Annotated in this window: 17 protein-coding genes; 2 read left to right on the top strand and 15 right to left on the bottom strand. The window is 66.3% G+C overall.

Annotated elements, in window-relative coordinates; translation table 11 throughout:
• Positions 1–4: 4 nt before the first annotated feature.
• The 9 genes from EV216_RS01595 to EV216_RS01555 form a co-directional block, all read right to left on the bottom strand.
• Positions 5–1,849, bottom strand: coding sequence for a glycosyltransferase family 2 protein (locus EV216_RS01595; protein ID WP_132693303.1), 1,845 nt, complete (start codon positions 1,847–1,849; stop codon positions 5–7).
• A complete protein-coding gene (gene galE, locus EV216_RS01590; RefSeq protein WP_132693302.1) occupies positions 1,833–2,834 on the bottom strand; it encodes a UDP-glucose 4-epimerase GalE in 1,002 nt (333 codons plus the stop codon). Before galE ends, EV216_RS01595 begins: the two co-directional genes overlap by 17 nt.
• Before the next feature lie 9 nt (positions 2,835–2,843).
• The gene (locus EV216_RS01585) at positions 2,844–3,809 is read right to left on the bottom strand and encodes a UDP-glucuronic acid decarboxylase family protein (protein ID WP_132693301.1); all 966 of its coding nucleotides are present in this window, start codon (positions 3,807–3,809) and stop codon (positions 2,844–2,846) included.
• A 294-nt stretch (positions 3,810–4,103) separates the two neighbouring features.
• A complete protein-coding gene (bfr, locus tag EV216_RS01580; RefSeq protein ID WP_132693300.1) occupies positions 4,104–4,589 on the bottom strand; it encodes a bacterioferritin in 486 nt (161 codons plus the stop codon).
• Positions 4,532–4,834, bottom strand: coding sequence for a (2Fe-2S)-binding protein (locus EV216_RS01575; RefSeq protein WP_132693430.1), 303 nt, complete (start codon positions 4,832–4,834; stop codon positions 4,532–4,534). The genes bfr and EV216_RS01575 overlap by 58 nt, the downstream gene beginning before the upstream one ends.
• A gap of 95 nt (positions 4,835–4,929) precedes the next feature.
• Complete coding sequence (locus tag EV216_RS01570; RefSeq protein ID WP_132693299.1) at positions 4,930–6,042, bottom strand: ABC transporter ATP-binding protein; 1,113 nt, start codon at positions 6,040–6,042, stop codon at positions 4,930–4,932.
• 3 nt (positions 6,043–6,045) lie between these two features.
• Positions 6,046–6,939 carry a carbohydrate ABC transporter permease gene (locus EV216_RS01565; protein ID WP_132693298.1) on the bottom strand — a complete coding sequence of 298 codons (894 nt, stop codon included), beginning with the start codon at positions 6,937–6,939 and terminating at the stop codon, positions 6,046–6,048.
• The gene (locus EV216_RS01560; protein ID WP_132693429.1) at positions 6,936–7,808 is read right to left on the bottom strand and encodes a carbohydrate ABC transporter permease; all 873 of its coding nucleotides are present in this window, start codon (positions 7,806–7,808) and stop codon (positions 6,936–6,938) included. Before EV216_RS01560 ends, EV216_RS01565 begins: the two co-directional genes overlap by 4 nt.
• A 67-nt stretch (positions 7,809–7,875) precedes the next feature.
• Positions 7,876–9,129, bottom strand: a complete 1,254-nt coding sequence (locus tag EV216_RS01555; RefSeq protein ID WP_132693297.1) for an ABC transporter substrate-binding protein — start codon at positions 9,127–9,129, stop codon at positions 7,876–7,878.
• A 311-nt stretch (positions 9,130–9,440) separates the two neighbouring features.
• Between EV216_RS01555 and EV216_RS01550 the strand changes: the two genes are divergently transcribed.
• Positions 9,441–10,016, top strand: a complete 576-nt coding sequence (locus EV216_RS01550) for a hypothetical protein (RefSeq protein ID WP_132693296.1) — start codon at positions 9,441–9,443, stop codon at positions 10,014–10,016.
• On the opposite strand, the gene EV216_RS01545 is transcribed toward EV216_RS01550, so the two are convergent.
• The 4 genes from EV216_RS01545 to pncA form a co-directional block, all read right to left on the bottom strand.
• Complete coding sequence (locus EV216_RS01545) at positions 10,013–12,733, bottom strand: cation-transporting P-type ATPase (protein ID WP_207893961.1); 2,721 nt, start codon at positions 12,731–12,733, stop codon at positions 10,013–10,015. The genes EV216_RS01550 and EV216_RS01545 overlap by 4 nt on opposite strands.
• Before the next feature lie 48 nt (positions 12,734–12,781).
• A complete protein-coding gene (locus EV216_RS01540) occupies positions 12,782–14,503 on the bottom strand; it encodes a cation:proton antiporter (protein WP_207893960.1) in 1,722 nt (573 codons plus the stop codon).
• Between the two features lie 185 nt (positions 14,504–14,688).
• Positions 14,689–15,981, bottom strand: coding sequence for a nicotinate phosphoribosyltransferase (gene pncB / locus EV216_RS01535; protein WP_132693294.1), 1,293 nt, complete (start codon positions 15,979–15,981; stop codon positions 14,689–14,691).
• A gap of 2 nt (positions 15,982–15,983) precedes the next feature.
• The gene (gene pncA / locus EV216_RS01530) at positions 15,984–16,592 is read right to left on the bottom strand and encodes a bifunctional nicotinamidase/pyrazinamidase (protein WP_132693293.1); all 609 of its coding nucleotides are present in this window, start codon (positions 16,590–16,592) and stop codon (positions 15,984–15,986) included.
• A gap of 223 nt (positions 16,593–16,815) precedes the next feature.
• Here pncA and EV216_RS01525 point away from each other — a divergent pair, with 223 nt between their 5' ends.
• Complete coding sequence (locus EV216_RS01525) at positions 16,816–17,502, top strand: hypothetical protein (RefSeq protein ID WP_132693292.1); 687 nt, start codon at positions 16,816–16,818, stop codon at positions 17,500–17,502.
• Between the two features lie 9 nt (positions 17,503–17,511).
• On the opposite strand, the gene EV216_RS01520 is transcribed toward EV216_RS01525, so the two are convergent.
• The gene (locus tag EV216_RS01520; RefSeq protein ID WP_132693291.1) at positions 17,512–18,873 is read right to left on the bottom strand and encodes a vWA domain-containing protein; all 1,362 of its coding nucleotides are present in this window, start codon (positions 18,871–18,873) and stop codon (positions 17,512–17,514) included.
• A complete protein-coding gene (locus EV216_RS01515) occupies positions 18,870–19,988 on the bottom strand; it encodes an AAA family ATPase (protein WP_132693290.1) in 1,119 nt (372 codons plus the stop codon). The genes EV216_RS01520 and EV216_RS01515 overlap by 4 nt, the downstream gene beginning before the upstream one ends.
• Between the last annotated feature and the right edge of the window lie 153 nt (positions 19,989–20,141).

Here is a 20,141-nt window from a genome sequence, read left to right as displayed (position 1 = left end):
TTCCTCACTCGATGAACGGTCTGCGGTCCTGCCGCGCAAAGGGAATGTCGAACGAATAGCGCATCGACCTCTTGCCCCCTTGCCCGGCCCCGGAGACCAGGAATTCCACCTTGGTGAACTGGTAGGGCCCCAGTCCGGTGGACAGATAATGCAGGCTTTGCATGCCCCTTAGCCAGCCCGAAAACAACAACGTGGCCGCCAGCGCCAGGGTGATCGCCACCTGCGGACCCAGCCGCAGCGCATTGCCCATCCAGCCGAGGCCAGTCTGGCGGATATGATGGGTGAGCGCCACGACGAGAACGGCGATATAGAGGGCTGCGTTCAATAGACACAGCAGGTAGAAACCGGCCGAATTCTCGAGGTGATCGACGGCCAGGACCGGCAGGATCGCCGCCGCCGCGATCACCATGTAGGGCAAAAGCACCCGGAACGGCATCCGCGTGGCCGCCGAGGTTCCCTTGGGCGTGATCCGGAAATCGACGAAGCGGCCCGTGACGCTGTCGCGCACCGCCATCAGGCAGCCCCACAGGACCCAGGGCCATTGCGCGCATTGGAACAGCCCCTTTTCCCAGCTGATGACCTTGGCATCGGTCGGGCGGAACAGCCCGTCGGCCTTGAGCTGATAGGCGATCAGGATGAAGGCCAGCACCACCGGCGCGCTATGGCCGACAAAGGCCGGGTAAGTGACATTGGCGAAGCGCATGTCGAATAGGACCGCCGTTATCGGCACAAGCAGCGTGGCCGCCATGAAGAAGGCGAAGCCCGGATACCAGAGCTGCGAGAACAGGAACTGGAACTTGAGGATCGGCCGGAGCCCCGAGAAATAGCCCGGCGTATAGCGCAGGAACAGCGTCACCAGGCTGCGCGACCACTGGAATTCCTGCGTCAGCATGTCGGCAAAGGTCACCGGCCCGTCGCCCACCGCGATCGCGTCGAAGGCATGCACACCGCGCCAGCCGAAGGCGTTCATCATCATCGTGGTCGAATGGTCCTCGGCCAGTTCCGGGCCCAGCCCGCCGATCTCGCGCAGCGCGACGGTGCGCACCGCGTAATGCGAGCCGATGCACATGGGCGCCCAGCCATTGGAATAGCCCGCCTGAAGGATGCCGTGGAACATCCCCTCGTGATCCAGCCGCATCCGCGCCGCCCAGCTTTCGCGCGCATTGCTGGCGCAGATCGAGGGCGCGCTGACATAGCCCACCTCCGGATCGACGAAACCGCGCAATAACTCGCGCAGATAACCGGGCTGGGGGACGTGATCGGCGTCGAGCTGCGAGACGAAGTCGTAGTTCTCGTAGCCATAGCTGTCGTAGAAGAAGGCAAGGTTGCCTTCCTTGCAGCGGGTCCGGCGCGGCCATTCGGCGCGGTGATAGTCGGGCCTGTCCTTGCGGGTCGAGACCTTGACGCCATGGGCCGCGCACCAGGCCAGCGTCTCGGGCGCGGGGTCTTCGTCGGCCAGCCAAGTGTCATGCGGCCAGTCCTGCGCCAGCATCCCCTCCAGCGTGCGGCGCACCACCTCGAAGGGCTCGGAGGGGCTCTTGGTCACGACCATGGCCACCCGCGCGCCGTTCAGCGCCGCCAGATCGCCCGAGGGACGCACCGCGCGCAGCATCACGGTCAGGAAATAGACCTGCAGGAACATCACCCAGGCCACGGCCAGCGTGATGACCACATAGCGGAAGGTGCCGATATTGTGGTGCGGCTGGAACCACCAGGCCCAGAACCACAGGGCCGTCGCAGCCCATAGCAGGACCGACAGCCAGTAACGCAGCTTCATGCGCGGCGTGTAGACCGAAACAAGATGGCGCGGACGCGGGCGCGCGGTCCTTGCGTCAGGGCGTGGCGTCATCGCCGGGCTTCATGCCGAAGGCCCGCGCCGCATCGGCAACGGTCGCGTCAAGGTCGCAGTGGCGGGCCGCAAAGCCCAACAGATCACGGGCACGGGTCGGGTCGGCGACCAGCGCGGGCGGATCGCCCTCGCGGCGCGCGACCTCGTTCACGGGCACCGGGCGGCCCAGCACGCGACCGACCGCGGCCAGCACCTCGCGGTTGGAATGGCCGGTGCCAGTGCCCAAGTTCACTGCAACGCTGTCGCCCCCCGCTTCCAGATGGCGCAGCGCGGCCAGATGCCCCTCGGCCAGATCGCCGACATGGATGTAGTCGCGGATGCAGGTGCCGTCGGGCGTGGGGTAATCGGTGCCGTAAAGATCGAGTGCCGGACGCCGCCCGTCTGCCGCGAACAGCGCCAGCGGCAGCAGATGCGTCTCGGGGTCGTGGCGTTCGCAAAGCGTGCCGTCCGGATCCGCGCCGCAGGCATTGAAATAGCGCAGCGCGGCGTAGCGGATGCCATGGGCGCGGGCGAAATCGGCCAGCATCCATTCCCCGATCAGCTTGGTCCGGCCATAGGGGTTGATCGGGTTCTGGGGGGTGTCCTCGGTGATCGGCAGCCGCTCGGGCACGCCATAGGTGGCGCAGGATGAACTGAAGATCACCCGCGAAAGCCCGGTCTCGCGGCACGCGGTCAGCAGCCCCTGCATGCCGTTCACGTTGTTGTCGTAGTAGAAGGCCGGATCGCGCACCGAGTCCCCGACATAGGCTGCGGCGGCGAAATGGATCACGGCCAGCGGCGCATGGGCGCGGATCGCATCCGCAATGGCCGCAGCGTCGCGGGTATCACCCCGCACCAGCGGCCCCCAGCGCACCGCATCGGCATGGCCGGTCGACAGGTTATCATAGGTCACCGGCAGATAGCCCGCCTCGGCCAGCCGCTTGCAGGTATGAGAGCCAATGTAACCGGCGCCGCCGGTGACCAGAACCGCTTTCGCCTGGGTCACGGTCCGCTCCTATTCGCCGGTCTTGCCCTGGTGGATGCTCTCGGCAAAATAGGCGATGGTGCGGTCCAGCCCCTCGCTCAACGGCACGCCGGGCGCCCAGTCCAACAGCTGGTCGGCCAGTGCGATATCGGGGCGGCGCTGGCGCGGATCGTCCTGGGGCAGCGGCGCAAAGGTCAGGGACGAGCCCGAGCCCGTCTTGGAAAGCACCAGTTCGGCCAGTTCCAGCATCGTGAACTCGCCCGGATTGCCCAGATTGACCGGACCCAATCCACGCCCCGGCGCGGCCATGAGCCGCATCAGCCCCTCGACCATATCGTCGACATAGCAGAAGGACCGGGTCTGCTGGCCGGTGCCATACACCGTCAGCGGCGCACCGGTCAGCGCCTGGACGATGAAGTTCGACACCACGCGGCCGTCATCGGGGCTCATCCTCGGGCCGTAGGTGTTGAAGATCCGCGCGATCCTCGCATCCAGCGCGTGGCTTTGACGGTAATGGTAGAACAGCGTCTCGGCACCGCGCTTGCCCTCATCGTAGCAGGCGCGCGGACCAACCGGGTTGACGCTGCCGCGATAGGTTTCGGGCTGCGGGCTGACGGTAGGATCGCCATAGACCTCGGAGGTCGAGGCCTGGACGATCCTCGCGCCGTTTGCACGCGCCAGTTCAAGCATGTTCATCGCCCCCAGAACGCATGTCTGGAAGGTGTGGATGGGGTCGCGCGCGTATTGCGGCGGCGAGGCCGGGCAGGCGAGGTTGAAGATCTCGTCGACAGGCTCATTCGGATCGAAGGGCGCGATCACGTCATGCTGGACGAAGCGAAAGCCGGACCTGCCGATCAGGTGCGAGATGTTCGCGATCGAGCCCGTCATCAGGTTGTCGAGACAGATCACGCGGGCCCCCAGGGCCATCAGGCGATCACACAGATGAGACCCCAGAAACCCCGCGCCTCCGGTTACCAAGACCACTCGTTCAGACATGCCGATCTACCCCTATCTTCACGGCGCGAATATGGCACCAGCACGACTCGGTGCCCAGAGAAACCCGTAAAAAAACCATGAATGGGGCAGGAACTCTGGTATTTTCGCACCAATGGCCAAGGGCCTTGGGGATTGTCTTCCTGCAAGGCTCCTTCGTGACGCTGGGCGACTGTCAAGCGAGGGGCATTTCGTGACGGCCAGGGGTCGACTGCCCTTTCGTTGCCTCTAGGGGACGCCGTCCATGCCAAGGCCCGGCGGCCGGGATGGCCACCGGTCCGGGCGGTTGGACGGGCCTTACTCGGCCTCGTCCATCCGGGTCGCGTTCAGATGCGCGTAGTTCTCGGGGCCGATCCGCGCGAGCAGGTCAAGCTGGGTTTCGAGGAAGTCGATATGCCCCTCCTCGTCGGCCAGCAGTTCGTCGAACAGTTCCTTGGTGACATGATCGCCGACGCCGGCACAGTACTCACGCGCCTCCTTGTACAGCGCATGCGCCTCGTGCTCAGCGGCAAGATCGCATTCCAGCGTTTCCTTCGGGGTCTGGCCGATCCTCAAGGAGTCGAGCTTCTGCAGGTTCGGGTGGCCTTCGAGGAACAGGATGCGCGCGACCAGCTTGTCGGCGTGGTTCATCTCCTCGATGCTTTCCTCGCGGCTTTTCCGGGCCATGGCACCAAGCCCCCAGTCATCCTGAAGCCGGTAATGCAGCCAGTACTGGTTGATTGCGGTCAACTCGCTGCGGAGGGCGCGGTTGAGGTAGTCGATGACCTTTGGGTCGCCTTGCATGTCGCATGTTCCTTTCTGCGCGGAAGTTCCTTGAGGGCGCCGAATTCCAACGGCACCTCAAGGTTATCATTCAGGCGCATTGTGTCGAGGAACAGTGACAAACAGCCGCCGCAATCGGAGGTTTTCCCCAAAGCGTGGAAAATTTTACCCGGCGTGATGAGCGTTTGCGGATCGGATGCGCGCATCCAGTCTATCGCTGCATGGATATCCCGGTCGGTGATGGCGCGGCAGTGACAGACGATCATCGCGGATGGCTCCGGCGGCGGCACCCCCTATTCCTGAGCGATCCTGTCGGCTTTGTCAATCCGAGTCTTTCACTCGGGCAAGGGCGCGGCCCCGGTCACAGCGCCTTGCCCGTCCCGGCGTCGAACAGCTTGGCCTTGCCCATGTCCACCTCGAACCGAAAGGCCGCGCCGGGGGTGGCGACATCCTCGGGGCGGACGCGGGCGACCATATCCTGATCGCCGATCTGGAAGACCAGCATCGTGTCGGGGCCGGTGGGTTCGACAACCTCGACCGGCGCCTCGAACAGGTAGCGGTTCGGCCCCGGCAGCTTGGCCCCGGCCGCAAAGATCGTTTCCGGGCGCAGGCCCAGCACCACCTCGCGGCCATCGGTCAGCCCCTCGCCCTGCCCGGCCGGCCCGTCGAGGGGAAAGCGGATACGTTCACGCGCGCCGCGGGGCAGGACAAAGACCTGCCCGTTCTCGTGGAACAGCCGCCCGGGGATCATGTTCATCGGCGGCGAGCCCATGAAGCCCGCGACGAACAGATCAACGGGGCTTTCATAGATCGTGGCCGGATCGGCGAATTGCCGGATATGGCCGTTATCCATCACCGCGATGCGGGTGGCCAGCGTCATCGCCTCGATCTGGTCATGGGTGACATAGACCACGGTCTTGCCCAGCCGCTGGTGCAGCTTCTTGATCTCGGTGCGCATCTCGATCCGAAGCTTGGCGTCGAGGTTGGAAAGCGGCTCGTCGAACAGGAACACCGCCGGTTGCCGGACCAGCGCGCGCCCCATCGCGACGCGCTGGCGCTGGCCCCCCGACAACTGGCCGGGCTTGCGGTCCAGCAGGTGGTCGATCTGCAAGAGCCGCGAGAATTCTTCCAGCGCGGCCTCTTGCGCGTCCTTGGGCACGCGGCGGGTTTCCATGCCGAAGGTGATGTTCGCCCGCACCGTCCTTGTGGGGTAAAGCGCGTAGGACTGGAACACCATGGCGATGTCGCGATCGCGCGGCGGTACGCGGTTGACGTTCTGCCCGCCGATCAGGATGTCGCCCGAACTGACGGTTTCCAGCCCCGCGATCAGGTTCAGCAGCGTGGATTTCCCGCATCCCGAAGGGCCGACAAGAACCACGAACTCGCCCGGCTCGATTTCCAGGTCGACGCCCTTGATGACCTCTGTTCCACCGAAACTCTTGCGCAGGTTTTCCAGCCGGATGCCCGATGCCATGCCCTACCCCTTGACCGCACCGGCCGACAGCCCGCGCACGAAATACGCCCCCGCCACGACATAGACCAACAGCGTCGGCAGCCCCGCGATGATCGCCGCGGCCATGTCCACGTTGTATTCCTTGACCCCTGTCGAGGTGTTCACGACATTGTTCAAGGCCACCGTCACCGGGTTTGAATCGCCCACCGTGAAGGACACGCCGAACAGGAAGTCGTTCCAGATCTGGGTGAACTGCCAGATCACGGTCACCACGATGGCGGGCAGCGACATCGGCAGAACGATCCGAAAGAAGATACCGAAGAAACCCGCCCCGTCCACCTTGGCCGCATTCACGATGCCATCGGACACGCCGATGAAGAAGTTGCGGAAGAACAGCGTGGTGAAGGCCAGCCCATAGACCGTATGCACAAGGATCAGCCCCGGCACGGTGCCCGCCAGCCCCAATTGCCCCAGCGTGCGCGCCATCGGCAGCAGCACCACCTGAAACGGGATGAAGGCGCCGAACAGCATCAGCGCAAAGATGATGTCGGCCCCGGGGAAACGCCACTTGGTCAGCGCATAGCCGTTCAGCGCGCCCAGCAGGGTCGACAGCAGCACCGCGGGCACCGCCATCATCACCGAGTTCATGAAATAGGGCTGCAACCCGTCGCAGCGCACGCCCACGCAGGCCGACCCCCAGGCCTTGGCCCATGCCTCGAAGCTGATCGCCCGGGGCAAGGCCAGAAAGCTGCCCTCGCGGATCTCGGCCAGCGACTTGACCGAGGTCGAGACCATCACGAAAAGCGGGAACAGGTAGTAAAGGCAGAACAGCCCCAGCACGACGAACAGCAGCACGCGCAAGAGCCTGGCCCCCGGCCCCGAGGCGCGCACGATGCCGTCGGTCCTGCGCGCCCTCATCGCCGCGCCCCCCGAAGCTCGGAATAAAGATAGGGCACGATGATCGCGCAGACGGTCGCCAGCATCATCACCGCGCTGGCCGCGGCCACCCCCAGTTCGGACCGCTGGAAGGCAAAGGCATACATGAAGGTCGCGGGCATGTCGGTGGCAAAGCCGGGACCGCCGCCGGTCAGCGCCACGACCAGATCGAAACTCTTGATCGCCAGATGCGCCAGGATGATGACCACCGACAGGAAGACCGGGCGCAGCGACGGCAGCACGATCCCGGTATAGACCCGCCACGGCCCCGCGCCGTCGATGGCGGCGGCCTTGAGCACCTCGTCATCGACGGATCTCAGCCCGGCCAGGAACAGCGCCATGGCATAGCCAGAGCTTTGCCAGACGCCCGCGATGACAATCGTGTAGATCGCGAAATCGGGATTCACCAGCCAGTCGAAGGTAAAGCCCTCGAACCCCCAGTCGCGCATCACCTTCTCGATGCCCAGCCCGGGATTCAGGATCCATTTCCAGACGGTGCCGGTAACGATGAAGGACAGCGCCATGGGGTAAAGGTAGATCGTGCGGATCGCCCCCTCGATCCGGATGCGCTGGTCCAGCAGGATCGCCAGAAGGATGCCAAGGCCCATGCTGATCGCAATGAACAGGCCCGAAAAGACGAACAGGTTCTTCAGCGCCACATACCAGCGCGGCGTGGCCCAGAGCCGTTCATACTGGGCCAGACCGTGAAAGTCGTAGACCGGCATCACGCCGGACTTGGTAAAGGAAATCCAGATCGTCCAAGCGATGAAGCCATAGACGAAAAACAGGCTGACCGCGAAAAGCGGCGAGACCACGATGAGCGGCAGGCGCCGCTCGATCGCCCGTGACATGGCCCTCAGCATGTCAGCCCCCTGCCCCCGGCACCGGCCGGGGATTGCCCCCGGCCGGGATTGTCCCCTACATCGCGCGCTTGACGGCGGCGGCCAGCCGCTCTGCGGCATCCTCGGAACTCATGTTCGAGTTGAAGAACTCGGTCACCAGATCCAGGAACTCGCCCCGGACCGAGCGCGAGATCGCCATTTCATGCGCCATCGAGGGCACCAGCGCGTTCGCCTCGGTCGCCTTGAGCAGATCGTCATGCGAGCGTTGCGCACAGGCGTCGAAGGCGTCCAGCGGCACATCGGTCCGCGCCGGGATGGACCCCTTGGCCAGGTTGAAGGTCGCCTGGAACCCGGGCGACATGATCAGGCTCGCCAGCAGTTTCTGCCCGGCGATGTTGTCCTCGCCCGACACCTTGAAGAAGGTGAAGCTGTCCGAGTTCAGCACGAAACCGTTGCCCGGCGTCGGTGCGCACAGGAAATCCTCGCCCGGCACCTTGCCCGCGGCAAGAAACTCGCCCTTGGCCCAGTCGCCCATGATCTGGAACGCGGCCTCGCCATTCATCACCATGGCGGTGGCAAGGTTCCAGTCCCGGCCCGAGAAGTTCGGATCGACATAGCCGCGCATCCTGCGCAACTGGTCGAAGGCCGCGACCATGGTGGGCGAGTTCAGCGCGTCCTGATCGAGCTCGACCAGCGCTGCGCGGAAGAAATCGGCCCCGCCCACCCCCAGAACCACGTTCTCGAAGATCGTAGCATCCTGCCAGGGCTGGCCGCCATGGGCCAAGGGCGTGATGCCCGCGGCCAAGAGCGCATCGGCCGCGGCGTTGAACTCCTCCCAGGTGGCGGGCATGGTCTCGATGCCTGCCCTGGCCAGAACCTCGGGATTGGCCCACATCCAGTCGACGCGGTGGATATTGACCGGCGCGGCGACATACTCGCCCTGATATTTCATGATGCCCGCCAGAACGGAGGGCAGGACTGCATCCCAGCCCTCGGCCGTGGCGACATCCTCGACATCGGCCAATGCGCCCTGCTCGGCCCATTCCTGGATGCCGGGGCCTTTCAGTTGTACCGCGGCCGGCGGGTTTCCGGCCACCACGCGGGCGCGCAGCGCGGTCATCGCGGCATCGCCGCCGCCGCCCGCGATGGGCGAATCGATCCAGGTGCCGCCCTCGGCCTCGAAGCTGTTCTTGAGTTCGCCCACCGCGCGGGCCTCGCCGCCCGAAGTCCACCAGTGCAACACCTCGACCGTGCCCCCGGCCTGGGCGGCGCCGGAAAACGCCAGACCCGCCGCTGCCACGAGCGGGGTAACCGTCTTGTAACGGAACATGGGTATTCCTCCTCTGCTAGACGCGACCGCGCGGGCCGCATGCGGCGCACAGCCCGTCTTCCCCCTCCGGGGGAAGTGTCAGGCCGTTCCTGCGCCCGGTCAAGCTAGCATGCGTGCGGGAGAGTGATCTTGACGGCCGTCAATGCGGGAACAGGGCGGAAACGGGGCGACCGGGCCCCGGGGTGCTGCGAATCGACTTGGGGTTCGGGCAGGGCCGAAGCTGCGGATGCGACACAACGTCGCTCGTGCATCGACCGCAGCGGTGACCCATATGCGGCGGGCATCGAAACAACCAGAGAGGCGCGGGCAGGATGACTTCGGGACGGGATTTCTTCGGACGCGGGGGGCTGGCCGCGCTTGTGGTGCTGGTGGTCTATCTGCTGGCGCTGTCGGGCGTGCTGCTTGGTACGGCGGTGCCGCTTCTGGTTCTGCTGGCAGCGGCGACGGTCGTGCTGATCCTAGCCTATCTGAAAAATCCCGACCGTTTCCACCGCTTGCTGGCCCGCCTTCGGGCCGCGTGGCAGGCGCGTCCCCGGCGCCAGCCCGCCCCGCCCCGCCCGGCGCCTGCCCCGCGCAGCGCGCCGCTGCGCCAGGGCCTGATCGCGACGGCGCCCGCGCGCAGCCCGGACATGGCCGACCGGCGCGGGCTGACCTCGGGCTCGCCCTTGCTGCGGGCGCTTCTGGGCCGCGGCTGGCGCAGCCCGGCCGCCATGGCGCGGGATTTCCTGCTGATCGGCCTTGCGGGCGCGGCGCTGCTGCTGACCGGCCTTGCCCTGCCGGACTGGCCCTTGCTGTCCTGGCTGGGCAAGGTGTTCAGCATGCTGGGCGTGCTGATCATGCTGATTTCGTCCGGCGTCGTCTATTCCTACTGGCGCGGCCGCAGCTAGACGCGGCCCGCTCTGCCGCTGGCCGAGGGTCTGGCCGGGCGGCGGAAGGCCAGCCGCATCTGCTTTTCGGTCTCGATCAGCGCAAAGAACAGCACCCCCACCGCGACGATCAGCACACCGTCCCAGAACGGGATCGCCGCGGTGCCGAACAGCATCTGCAAGGGCGGCAGATAGGTGATCGCGAACTGCGCCGCCGTCACGGTGAGGACGCAGATCCACACCACCCGCGTCCCCCTGGCGGCAGCCCAGGTCAGCGAGGTGCCGTGGATGTTGCGGATGAAGAACAGGTGGAAGATCTTGAGCACGACCAGCGTGTTCAGCGCCATGCTGCGGGCCACGTCCTGATCGTAGCCGCGGTCCAGCGCATAGGCGTAGACGCCGTAGATCCCCGCCAGGAACAGCACCGAGACCAGCACGATATGCCAGACCAGTTCGCCGGTCAGCAACGGTTCGTCGCGCGGCCGGGGCGGGCGGCGCATGGTATTCGCCTCGGTCGGCTCGAAGGCCAGCGCGATGCCCAGCGTGACCGCGGTGATCATGTTGGTCCACAGGATCTGGACCGGGGTGATCGGCAGCGCCATGCCCAGCGCCAGCGCCAGAACGATGGTCATCGACTCGCCGCCATTGGTGGGCAGCGTCCAGCTTATGACCTTCTTGATGTTGTCATAGACGGTGCGCCCCTCGCGCACCGCCGCCGCGATCGAGGCGAAATTGTCGTCGGCCAGCACCAGTTCCGAGGCTTCCTTGGCCGCCTCGCTGCCCTTCCTGCCCATCGCGATGCCGGCATCGGCCCGTTTCAGCGCAGGCGCGTCGTTCACCCCGTCGCCCGTCATCGCCACGGTCAGCCCGCGCGATTGCAGCGCCGTCACCAGCCGCAGCTTGTGGGCGGGCGAGGTGCGGGCGAAGATGTCGGTCCCGACCGCGATCTCGGCCAGTTCGGCATCGTCCATCGCCTCTATATCGGCGCCGGTCAGGACGGTGGCGGTGTTCTTCAGCCCGATCTGCGCGGCGATGGCCTGCGCGGTGGCGGCATGGTCGCCGGTGATCATCTTGACCCTTATCCCGGCCTCGTGACACTCGGCCACTGCGGCAATCGCCTCGGGCCGGGGCGGGTCGATCAGCCCGATCAGCCCGATCAGCGTCAGATGCCCGTCCAGATCGGCGGTGTTCAGGATCGTGTGCTCCTGCGGCACGCTGCGCGCGGCAATGGCGATCACGCGCTGACCCTGCGCGGCCAGTTGCTCGACCATGTGATGCCAGTGCCCGGGGGCCAGCGGCGCGGTGCCGCCGTCCTCGGCCCGCTGGTCGGCGCACATGGCCAGCACCGCCTCGGGGGCGCCCTTGACATGGATCGCGGCGTGGCCCTCGTGGTCGTGATGCAGCGTGGCCATGTAGCGATGCGCCGCATCGAAGGGGATCGCGTCGGTACGGGTCCAGCTGCGGAAGGGGTCGGGACCATAGCCCGTGATCTTGCCGGCCAGCGCCATCAGCGCCCCTTCCATCGGATCGCCCTCGACCCGCCAGCCCGCTTCGGTGTCATGCAGCACCGCATCGTTGCACAGCCCCGCGGCATGGGCGAATTCCGACAGGATTGCCTGCGCCTCGGCATCGGGATCGTCGCCGTCAAGACGCACCCGCCCCTCGGGGGCATAGCCCTCGCCCTCGACCGCAAGGACATGGGCGGCGGTGGCAAGGCTTGCGGCCATCATCTCGTTGCGGGTCAGCGTGCCGGTCTTGTCCGAACAGATCACCGAGACCGAGCCCAGCGTCTCGATCGCCGGAAGCCGCCGGACGATGGCGTTGCGCCGCGCCATGGCCTGCACCCCCACCGCCAGCGTGATCGTCAGTACCGCAGGCAGCCCCTCGGGGATTGCCGCGACGGACAGGCCGACAACCGCCATGAACAGTTCGGAAAACTCCATGTGGCTGACAAAATAGCCATAGCCCAGCAGGCTCGCCGCCACGAGCAGGATGAACACCGTCAGCCATTTCGCGAAGATGTCCATCTGGTGCACCAACGGGGTGGTCAGCGTCTGGACATCGGCCAGCATGCCGCTGATCTGGCCGATCTCGGTGCGCGCGCCGGTCTCGACGACGACCCCGCGGCCCGCGCCGGTAGCGATCAGCGTGCCCGAGAACAGCATCGGCGTGCGGTCGCCCAGCGCGGCCCCGGCGGCTACGGGCTCGGGGCCCTTGTCGACCGGCATGGATTCGCCGGTCAGGATCGCCTCTTCGGCCTTCAGCCCGCGTGCCTCGATCAGCCGGATATCCGCAGGCACCCGGTCGCCCGCCTCGATCAGCACGATGTCACCGGGGACCAGCTCCGCGGCATCGACGCCGATGCGCCTGCCGTCGCGCAGCACCGCCGAGCGCGGCGCGAGCATGCCGCGGATCGCCTCCATCGCCTGTTCGGCGCGGCCCTCCTGGATGAAGCCGATGATCGCGTTGACGACGACGACCGCGATGATGACGCCGGTGTCGATCCAATGGTTCAAGGCGGCCGTAACCACCGCCGCGACCAGCAGGACGTAGATCAGCACGTTGTTGAACTGCAACAGGAAACGCATGATCGCGCTGCGCCGGGGCGGCTCGGGCAGACGGTTCTCGCCATGGGAGTCAAGGCGGCGGCGGGCCTCGCCGGAACTCAGCCCGTCGGGGCTGGACTCGACCGCCGACAGCGCCTGCCGGGCGGACAGCGCGTGGAGGGATTGCGACATTTCGGGCATCCTGTCTCCTTTGGCGCGGACATGGTGAATGCGTTCGGATCAGGCGGTCTGCAGTTCCTCGCCGTCGATCTCGGGGATTTCGGTGCGCTCCGTTTCGGGAGCACCCGTCAGCAGTTCCACGGCCCGGTCGGCGGCGTCCTGGAAGGGTTCCAGCACGATATCGGCGCCCGCGACGGTCAGTTCTTCGGTGTCCCTGGCCGTGTGCGAGGTGACCGCGATGCGCCCGCGAAAACCCGCGGTGCGCGCAAGCTGGATCAGGGTCCGGCGGGTATCCTCGTGGCTGAGGCCGCCGACATGGATCGGAACGGTCGAGACGATCCAGTCGGCCCGCTCCAGCGGCAGTTCGCTCACGAATTCCGGGTCCGATGCATCACCGTATTTGGCCCGTATCCCCAGCGCGCGGGCACGGCGCACCGCTTGAGGATTGAAATCGACTCCCAGCACCTTGATGCCGCGTTTCTGAAGCCGCACCGCGATGGCCGCACCGAACCGACCCAGTCCGAACACCAGCACCGGATAGCCGTCCTGGCCGGGGACGCTTCCCCCATTCGGCTCGCGCGGGGTCTCGCGGCGTTCGAAGATGCCGAGCACCGGCTCGAACAGACGGTAAAGCTGATGCGAATAGGTTATCATGTAGGTCGAGGCCGCGATGGTCACGAGGCCGACCATGGTCACAAGACCCAGCGCATTCTGTTCCAGATGACCAAGCGTCACCCCCATAGCGATGAAGATCAACGAGAATTCGCTGATCTGCGCGACGGTCAGACCGGCCAGGAAACCGGTGCGCTTGCGGTACCCCATCGCGCCCATGATGACGAGCACGATCAGCGGATTGCCGATCAGCACGAACAGCGAAAAGATGATTGCGCCGCCGACATGCGCGCCCAGAAGTGACAGATCGAGCGACGAGCCCAGCGCAATGAAGAAGAAAAGCAACAGGAAATCCCGCAGCGGCGAGAGGCGTGCCGCGATGGTTTCGCGATAGGGCGTCGAGGCCAGCGACACACCCGCCAGAAGCCCGCCCACCTCCTTGCCCAAACCCACGAAATCGCCGATCGCGGCAAAGATCGCGGCCTGAGCGATGGCGAAGATCACCAGCAATTCGGGCGCGCGCGCCAGCCGCTCGGTCAGCGGATTGGCGACATAGCGCACGAACAGGATCACCAGCGCCACCATCGCCACACCCGAGGAGAGCACCACCACGACCGAGCCGCCGCCATGGCCGTCGGCCGCAGCGCCGATACCGATGGCCGACAGCACGATCATGGCCAGAACCACGACCAGATCCTGCACGATCAAGAAGCCCAGCGCGATCTGGCCATGAAGGCTGTCGATCTCGCGCTTGTCCGAGAGCAGCTTGACGATGATGATGGTCGAGGAGAAGGTCAGCGCGACGGCGACGTAAAGGCTGGTGATATGGCCCAGCCCCAGCGCCAGCCCGATCAGGTAACCGAAGATCGAGGTGAAGGCGACCTGCCCCAGCCCGGTCAGCATCGCCACCCCCCCAAGCGAGCGGATCAGCTTGACGTCGAGCTTGATGCCGACAAGGAACAGCAGCAGCGCGATACCGAGTTGCGACAACAGGTTGATCTGTTCGTCCGAACGCACGAGGTCCAGCGCCGAAGGCCCGGCGATCAACCCTACCGCGATGAAGCTGACGATCAGCGGCTGGCGCAGGATGATCCCCAGAAAGCCGATCACCGCCGCCATGACCAGAAGCGAGGCGACTTCTCCGAAGGCCGAGTTGAGAATGATATCCATCAGATCATGTGCCTCTTGCTTCGGTTTCCCCCGGACCGGAGTCGCGGCGCGTCGGGTGATGGCGCACAGACCGCCACCCTAGTGTGAGATACTGTTGCAGGGCATTGTTGAAAACCTCTTGACGCGATTTCTGGGCCAATCGGACGCGAAAAAGGCGATCTCGCCCGGCCGGGACGGGGCGGCGGTCAGACCACGACGTCGAGCGGGCGCTGCGCTCCCACATCGAAGACACGCTTGTAACGCGCGACCTCGTCTGCTGGCCCCATCGCCTTGTTGGGGTTGTCCGACAGCTTGACCGTCGGCCGACCATTCGCGCTGACGGCCTTGCAGACCAGCGAGAAGGGCGCCAGCGTGTCACCCGGCACCAGCCCGCGGAAATCATTGGTCAGCAACGTACCCCAGCCAAAGCTGATCCGGGCGCGCCCCGCGAACCGGGCGTGCAGGTCGGTGATAACGTCCACATCCAGCCCGTCCGAGAAGATGATCAGCTTCTTGCGCGGGTCCTCGCCGCGTTCGGTCCACCAAGCGATGGCAGTCTCGGCACCTTCGACGGGATCGCCGGAATCGACGCGGATCCCGGTCCAGCCCGCCAGCCAGTCGGGCGCGTGCTGCAGAAAGCCCCTGGTGCCGAACGTGTCGGGCAGGATGATGCGCAGGTTGCCGTCATGCTCCTCGTGCCAGTCGGCCAGCACCCTGTAGGGCGCCTGGCGCAGATCCTCGTCGGTCTCGGCCAGCGCAGCATAGACCATGGGCAGTTCGTGGGCATTGGTGCCGATCGCCTCGATATCGCGTCGCATCGCGATCAGGCAGTTTGAGGTGCCGACGAATTTCGGTCCCAGCCCCTCGATCATCGCCTGAACGCACCAGTCCTGCCACAGGAAGGAATGCCGCCGCCGCGTGCCGAAATCGGCCAGTTTCAGCCCCTCGACGGGGCGCAGTCGCTCGATCTTTTCCCAAAGCTTGGTCATGGCCCGGGCGTAAAGCACCTGAAGCTCGAACTTGCCCATCGCCTGCAACACCGCGCGCGAGCGCAGTTCCATCAGCACGGCCAGCGCAGGGATTTCCCACATCATCACCTCGGGCCAGCGCCCCTCGAAGGTCAGTTCATACTGCCCATCGCGCTTTTCCAGGTGATAGGGCGGCAGTTGCAGCCCCTCGTACCATTCCATGAAATCGGGGCGGAACATCTGCCGCTTGCCGTAGAAGGTGTTGCCGCGCAGCCAAGTGCTTTCGCCGCGGGCCAGCCGCAGGGTGCGGATATGGTCAAGCTGCTCGCGCAACTCGCCCTCGTCGATCAGCTCGGCCAGCCGGATATCGGTTGTGCGGTTGATCAGGCTGAAAGTCACCTGCGTGTCGGGCCGGTTCCGAAAGACCGACTGACACATCAGCAGCTTGTAGAAATCCGTATCGAGCAGCGAGCGGACAATCGGGTCGATCTTCCAGTGGTGGTTGTAGACCCGCTTGGCGATGTCCAGCATTCTCAGGGCTCCAGCACGATATGCGCATCCAGCATCGCCTGGCGCGCGTCTTCCAGCGAGCCGTTCAGGTCGATGCCGCGGCACGCCCCCTCGATCACCGTCACGCGATAGCCCAGACGCGCGGCATCGAGCGCCGAGTAGAGCACGCAGAAATCGGTGGCAAGTCCCACCAGCGTCAACTGGTCGATCCCGCGCGCGGTCAGGAAATCGTCAAGCCCGGTGGGCGTCTCGTGATCGTTCTCGAAGAAGGCCGAATAGCTGTCGATCCCGGGGCGAAAGCCCTTGCGCACGACATGGTCGGCCAGCGTGAGGTCGAGATCGGCATGGAAGGCCGCGCCCGGCGTGTCCTGCACGCAATGGACAGGCCACAGGATCTGCGGACCATAGGGCATCTCGACCACCTCGTAGGGCTGCTTGCCCGGGTGGCTGGCCGCAAAGGACGCGTGGTCGGCCGGGTGCCAGTCCTGGGTCAGCACGCGGGTCTGGAACTCGTCCATCAGCGTGTTGATCCGCGGCACCACGTCTTCGCCACCGGGAACGGCAAGCGCGCCCCCGGTGCAGAAATCGTTCTGCACGTCGATCACGATCAGGGCTTCGTTGGCGGGTCGCATGGGCCGTCCTCCGGTCGCTGTCGGTCTTCGGGGTTAAGGGGGCGCCCCCCTTTGGTCAATGCCCCGCTCTTGCCGCACCCGGCGGGGCGGGCCGCCGGGCCCGGACTCGACCGTCAGGTTAGCAGGGGCCGGGCGGCGCGTCGAATCCCTGCCGGGCACCGGGCTGGACGGCGGGCCGGGCGGGGCTAGAGTTATTCGTCTTCGACATAGCAGAGGCTGCGCCATGCTTCACGTCATCACGCCTTCGACCGTGTCCAGCCCCTCGACCATGAAGATCCGCAAGGTGCCGCGGGGGCTTTTCGCGCATGGATTCTCGGTCCTGCCGCGGGGCTCGTTCGGCAGTCCGCTTTACCGAAGGATGGTGGTCGAGGTCTCGTTCCTGCGCTATCTGCTGGCGCTCAGTCCGTTCCCGGTCCTGATCCTGATGCTGCCCGAACATGCGCTGGCGATCGGTCAGGCGCCCGCGCTGATGTTCCTGGTGGTCTATCTGGTCGAATCCCGCGTGCTTTCGGTCGACAACCCCGAACGCCGCCGCCGCCTGATGCCCGAGGAAGAGGCCGAGCGCGGCGCCGACATCGCACGCGCCCGGGGCCGCGAGATCCTGACCCGGATCGCCGCGAAACGGGGGCTGAAGGCGGGCGAGTTGCATCTGGTGATCGAACAATCCGCACTGGCCCGGATTTCGCCGCTGACCTTCGTATCGGTTCAGACCGACATCCCCGAACCCCAGGTGCTGGATCTGGACGAGGAAGAGCGCGGGCTGATCGAGACAACGCTGTTCGATGCCGAGTTCACCGAGCAGCGCATGCACATCACCAGCCTTGCGCTGGGCCGCTTCCTGCATGACGTGACGCTGGAGACGAAGGGCGTGTCGGCCCATGCACGGCTGGAGGCGCTGGCGACCGCCTGAGCGGCCGCATCAGCGCGCAAGGCTCAGGACGCGACCGAAAGGCGCACCCGTGGACGGCGGATCGCCCGGCACGGCCCAGAGGATCGGCAGCCGCCGGCGGGGGACAGGGCCAAAAGGCCCCTCAAGGTCGGTCAGGATCACCACCGCCGAGGGGTCAAGCGCCAGCGCCTCGTCCATCACCTGGATGAAGGAGGTGCCGCCGTCGCGGCTGAACAGGATGTCGGTGATCCGCTTTTCCCAGGCCGCCCCCCCCATCACCGCGCGGCTGCGCACCTCGGTATCGAAGACCAGCACATGGGTTTCGGCCCCCGTGCGCTTGGCGATGGCGCCCAGTTCGGCCGCGAATTTCGCCAGAAGCGTGCCATCGACCGAGCCCGAACTGTCGATGCCGACGACGATCCGGGGAATGTCGCGGTCGCGCAGGATGCCCGGCTCGAAGGCCGGATCGGGGCCGCCATGGGCGCGGGCATCGGCATCGCGGGCCAGCCAGCGCCGCGCGGGCCGTGTGGCCAGCGGCCGGGGGCTGGACAGGACCGCGCGGCTGACCAGCCCGCGCAGCAGCACCTCCCATGGGGTGTGGACCTCGGGCAGATCGGCCAGCCGGTGACCCAGCGCACCGATGCCGTGCCCGGCCAGCCGGCCCGCCTCCATCGCGCGGGCGACACGCTGACGCCACTCGGCATCCTCCTCGCGGCCCGCGCCGTCGTCACGCTCGTCCCGCGCGCTGTCCAGATCGGGGGCAAAGGCCATCTGGTCGGCATAGGCCCGCGCCGCGTCCGCCAGCGCACCGCCGGGGCGCGGCTTCTCGCCGCCGGTGCCGCCCTGCCCGCCTGTCCGCCCGCCGCCGCCGCTGGCCACCCCCTTGTCGCCGGGCCTTGTGGTCCGGGTCGGCGCATTGTCCTGCATCAGCGCGATGTAAAGCCGTTCGGCATCGTATTTCGTGACCGCATCCTGGCCCGAGATCTTTTCCCGCGTGGTGGCCAGCAACAGCCCCGTCAACCGCACCGCGGGCCGCGGCAGGATGAAACCGGTCAGCATCAGCGTCTCGTTCACGATGGCATCGGTGGCGAGGTTGAACAGGTCCTCGTCGAACCGGTCGCCGAAGCGCAGATACATCGCGCGCGACCGCGGCGCGTGGCGAAAGGCGATGTGCAGGATGTGGTGGGCGGCAAGGCCGATCTGCTCGGGCAGGCTCAGCGCCTCGAAATCGGCGCCGTAATGGATTGCCCGGCCATCGGTCCAGGCCGCCCCCGCGCGCCGATCGCTGTCGACATGCGTGCACCACAGCGCCAGCGCGGCAAAGGCCGGGTCCTGCTCGGCCAGCTTGGTCAGCGCCCGCCGCGCCCGGGTGGAATGACGCAGCGGCGTCACGCGAGCCCGGCCTCCTTGCGCTCGGCCGCATAGGCGCGATAGGCGTCATGGCCAAGGAAACGTTCGCCCAGCCCCAGATCCAGCCCCTTGCGGATCAGCCCCTCGAACCCGTAGGTGCACAGCTCGGACAGCGGCATGCGCTTGAACTCCTCCTCCTCGCGAAGCCGGGCAAGCTGGCGGATATCGGCCATGATGTCGATCACCCCATTGACGTTGCGCCCGTCCAGAATCCCGATCAGCCCATAGATCAGCGCGTTCAGCCCGTGCATCGAGACGGGATAAAGCCTGATCCGCTCCTTGCGGTCGGCCTCCAGCATTTCCTGCACCTGCACGGTGGCGGAAATGTCGTCGGCGATCATCGCGAATTCGGCGGCGACGGCCTCGCCCACCGTGCCCGCGACCAGCACGTTGCGCATCCGCCGGTCGGGCACGGCGCGCAGGATCTGGCTGACACGTTCCCAACTGCGCGGCGTCGTGGCGATCAACTGACCCTCGGCAACCGTGCGTTCCGTCGTGTCCAGCAGGTCGGGCCGGGTCTTGATGAAGGCGACGACCGTGGGGTGCAGCCCGCGCGGCACGGCGTAATTGTCCAGCCAGTCGGCGGCGGCGGCCTGCACATGCAGGTGGATCAGCCGGTCCGACAGCGCGGTGTTCATCTGATAGGCAATCGCGCCATCCTCGACCGTGTTGCCCGCCGCCACGATGAAGACATTGCCCGGCAGCTTGTGGCGGCCCACCCGGCGTTCCTGCAACAGCCCGTAGACCGTCGGTTGCAGCATGGGCGAGGCGGCGGTCAATTCGTCCAGAAACAGGATCGAGGGATGCTCGGGATCGTCGGGCAGATCCTCGGGGCGATACCACTTGGTCTTCTGCGCCTCGTGATCGTAATAGGGCAGCCCGCGCAGGTCCTGCGGCTCGATCGTGGTCAGGCGCAGATCGAACAGCCGCGCGCCGATCTCGTCCGCCAGTTGCTCGACCACTTGCGTCTTTCCGACCCCCGGCCGCCCATGCATCATGTAGGAGGCCAGCATGTGCCCCCCCGCCTGCGCCTGCCAGCCCGCGCGCAGCACATCAAGCGCCTCGCCGGCCGAAACGATCATCGCATTCACACTCATGGCCTGACCCGTCCTGCCTGTCTGTTCCCGCCAACCTAGGGCGGTCGGGGCTGGGATCACGCCCGCCGCGTTGCGGGCGCGGGTTTTGTGCCTATGTCACTGCGGGAGTGGACCGGTTTGCCTATGGTCGCGCCTCACCCCCCGAATTGCCCA

It is taken from the genome of Rhodovulum steppense, assembly GCF_004339675.1.
Classification (GTDB): Bacteria; Pseudomonadota; Alphaproteobacteria; order Rhodobacterales; family Rhodobacteraceae; genus Rhodovulum; species Rhodovulum steppense.
This window is presented reverse-complemented; position numbering and strand designations above follow the sequence as displayed.

Coding starts and splice junctions, on each gene's coding strand:
- EV216_RS01515 (WP_132693290.1), bottom strand. CDS start 19,988: ATGAGTGTGAATGCGATGATCGTTTCGGCCGGCGAGGCGCTTGATGTG.
- pncB (WP_132693294.1), bottom strand. CDS start 15,981: ATGCTGGACATCGCCAAGCGGGTCTACAACCACCACTGGAAGATCGAC.
- EV216_RS01550 (WP_132693296.1), top strand. CDS start 9,441: ATGACTTCGGGACGGGATTTCTTCGGACGCGGGGGGCTGGCCGCGCTT.
- EV216_RS01555 (WP_132693297.1), bottom strand. CDS start 9,129: ATGTTCCGTTACAAGACGGTTACCCCGCTCGTGGCAGCGGCGGGTCTG.
- bfr (WP_132693300.1), bottom strand. CDS start 4,589: ATGCAAGGCGACCCAAAGGTCATCGACTACCTCAACCGCGCCCTCCGC.
- EV216_RS01595 (WP_132693303.1), bottom strand. CDS start 1,849: ATGACGCCACGCCCTGACGCAAGGACCGCGCGCCCGCGTCCGCGCCAT.
- EV216_RS01570 (WP_132693299.1), bottom strand. CDS start 6,042: ATGGCATCGGGCATCCGGCTGGAAAACCTGCGCAAGAGTTTCGGTGGA.
- EV216_RS01565 (WP_132693298.1), bottom strand. CDS start 6,939: ATGAGGGCGCGCAGGACCGACGGCATCGTGCGCGCCTCGGGGCCGGGG.
- pncA (WP_132693293.1), bottom strand. CDS start 16,592: ATGCGACCCGCCAACGAAGCCCTGATCGTGATCGACGTGCAGAACGAT.
- EV216_RS01545 (WP_207893961.1), bottom strand. CDS start 12,733: ATGTCGCAATCCCTCCACGCGCTGTCCGCCCGGCAGGCGCTGTCGGCG.
- EV216_RS01575 (WP_132693430.1), bottom strand. CDS start 4,834: ATGATCGTCTGTCACTGCCGCGCCATCACCGACCGGGATATCCATGCA.
- EV216_RS01540 (WP_207893960.1), bottom strand. CDS start 14,503: ATGGATATCATTCTCAACTCGGCCTTCGGAGAAGTCGCCTCGCTTCTG.
- EV216_RS01525 (WP_132693292.1), top strand. CDS start 16,816: ATGCTTCACGTCATCACGCCTTCGACCGTGTCCAGCCCCTCGACCATG.
- EV216_RS01585 (WP_132693301.1), bottom strand. CDS start 3,809: ATGTCTGAACGAGTGGTCTTGGTAACCGGAGGCGCGGGGTTTCTGGGG.
- EV216_RS01560 (WP_132693429.1), bottom strand. CDS start 7,808: ATGTCACGGGCGATCGAGCGGCGCCTGCCGCTCATCGTGGTCTCGCCG.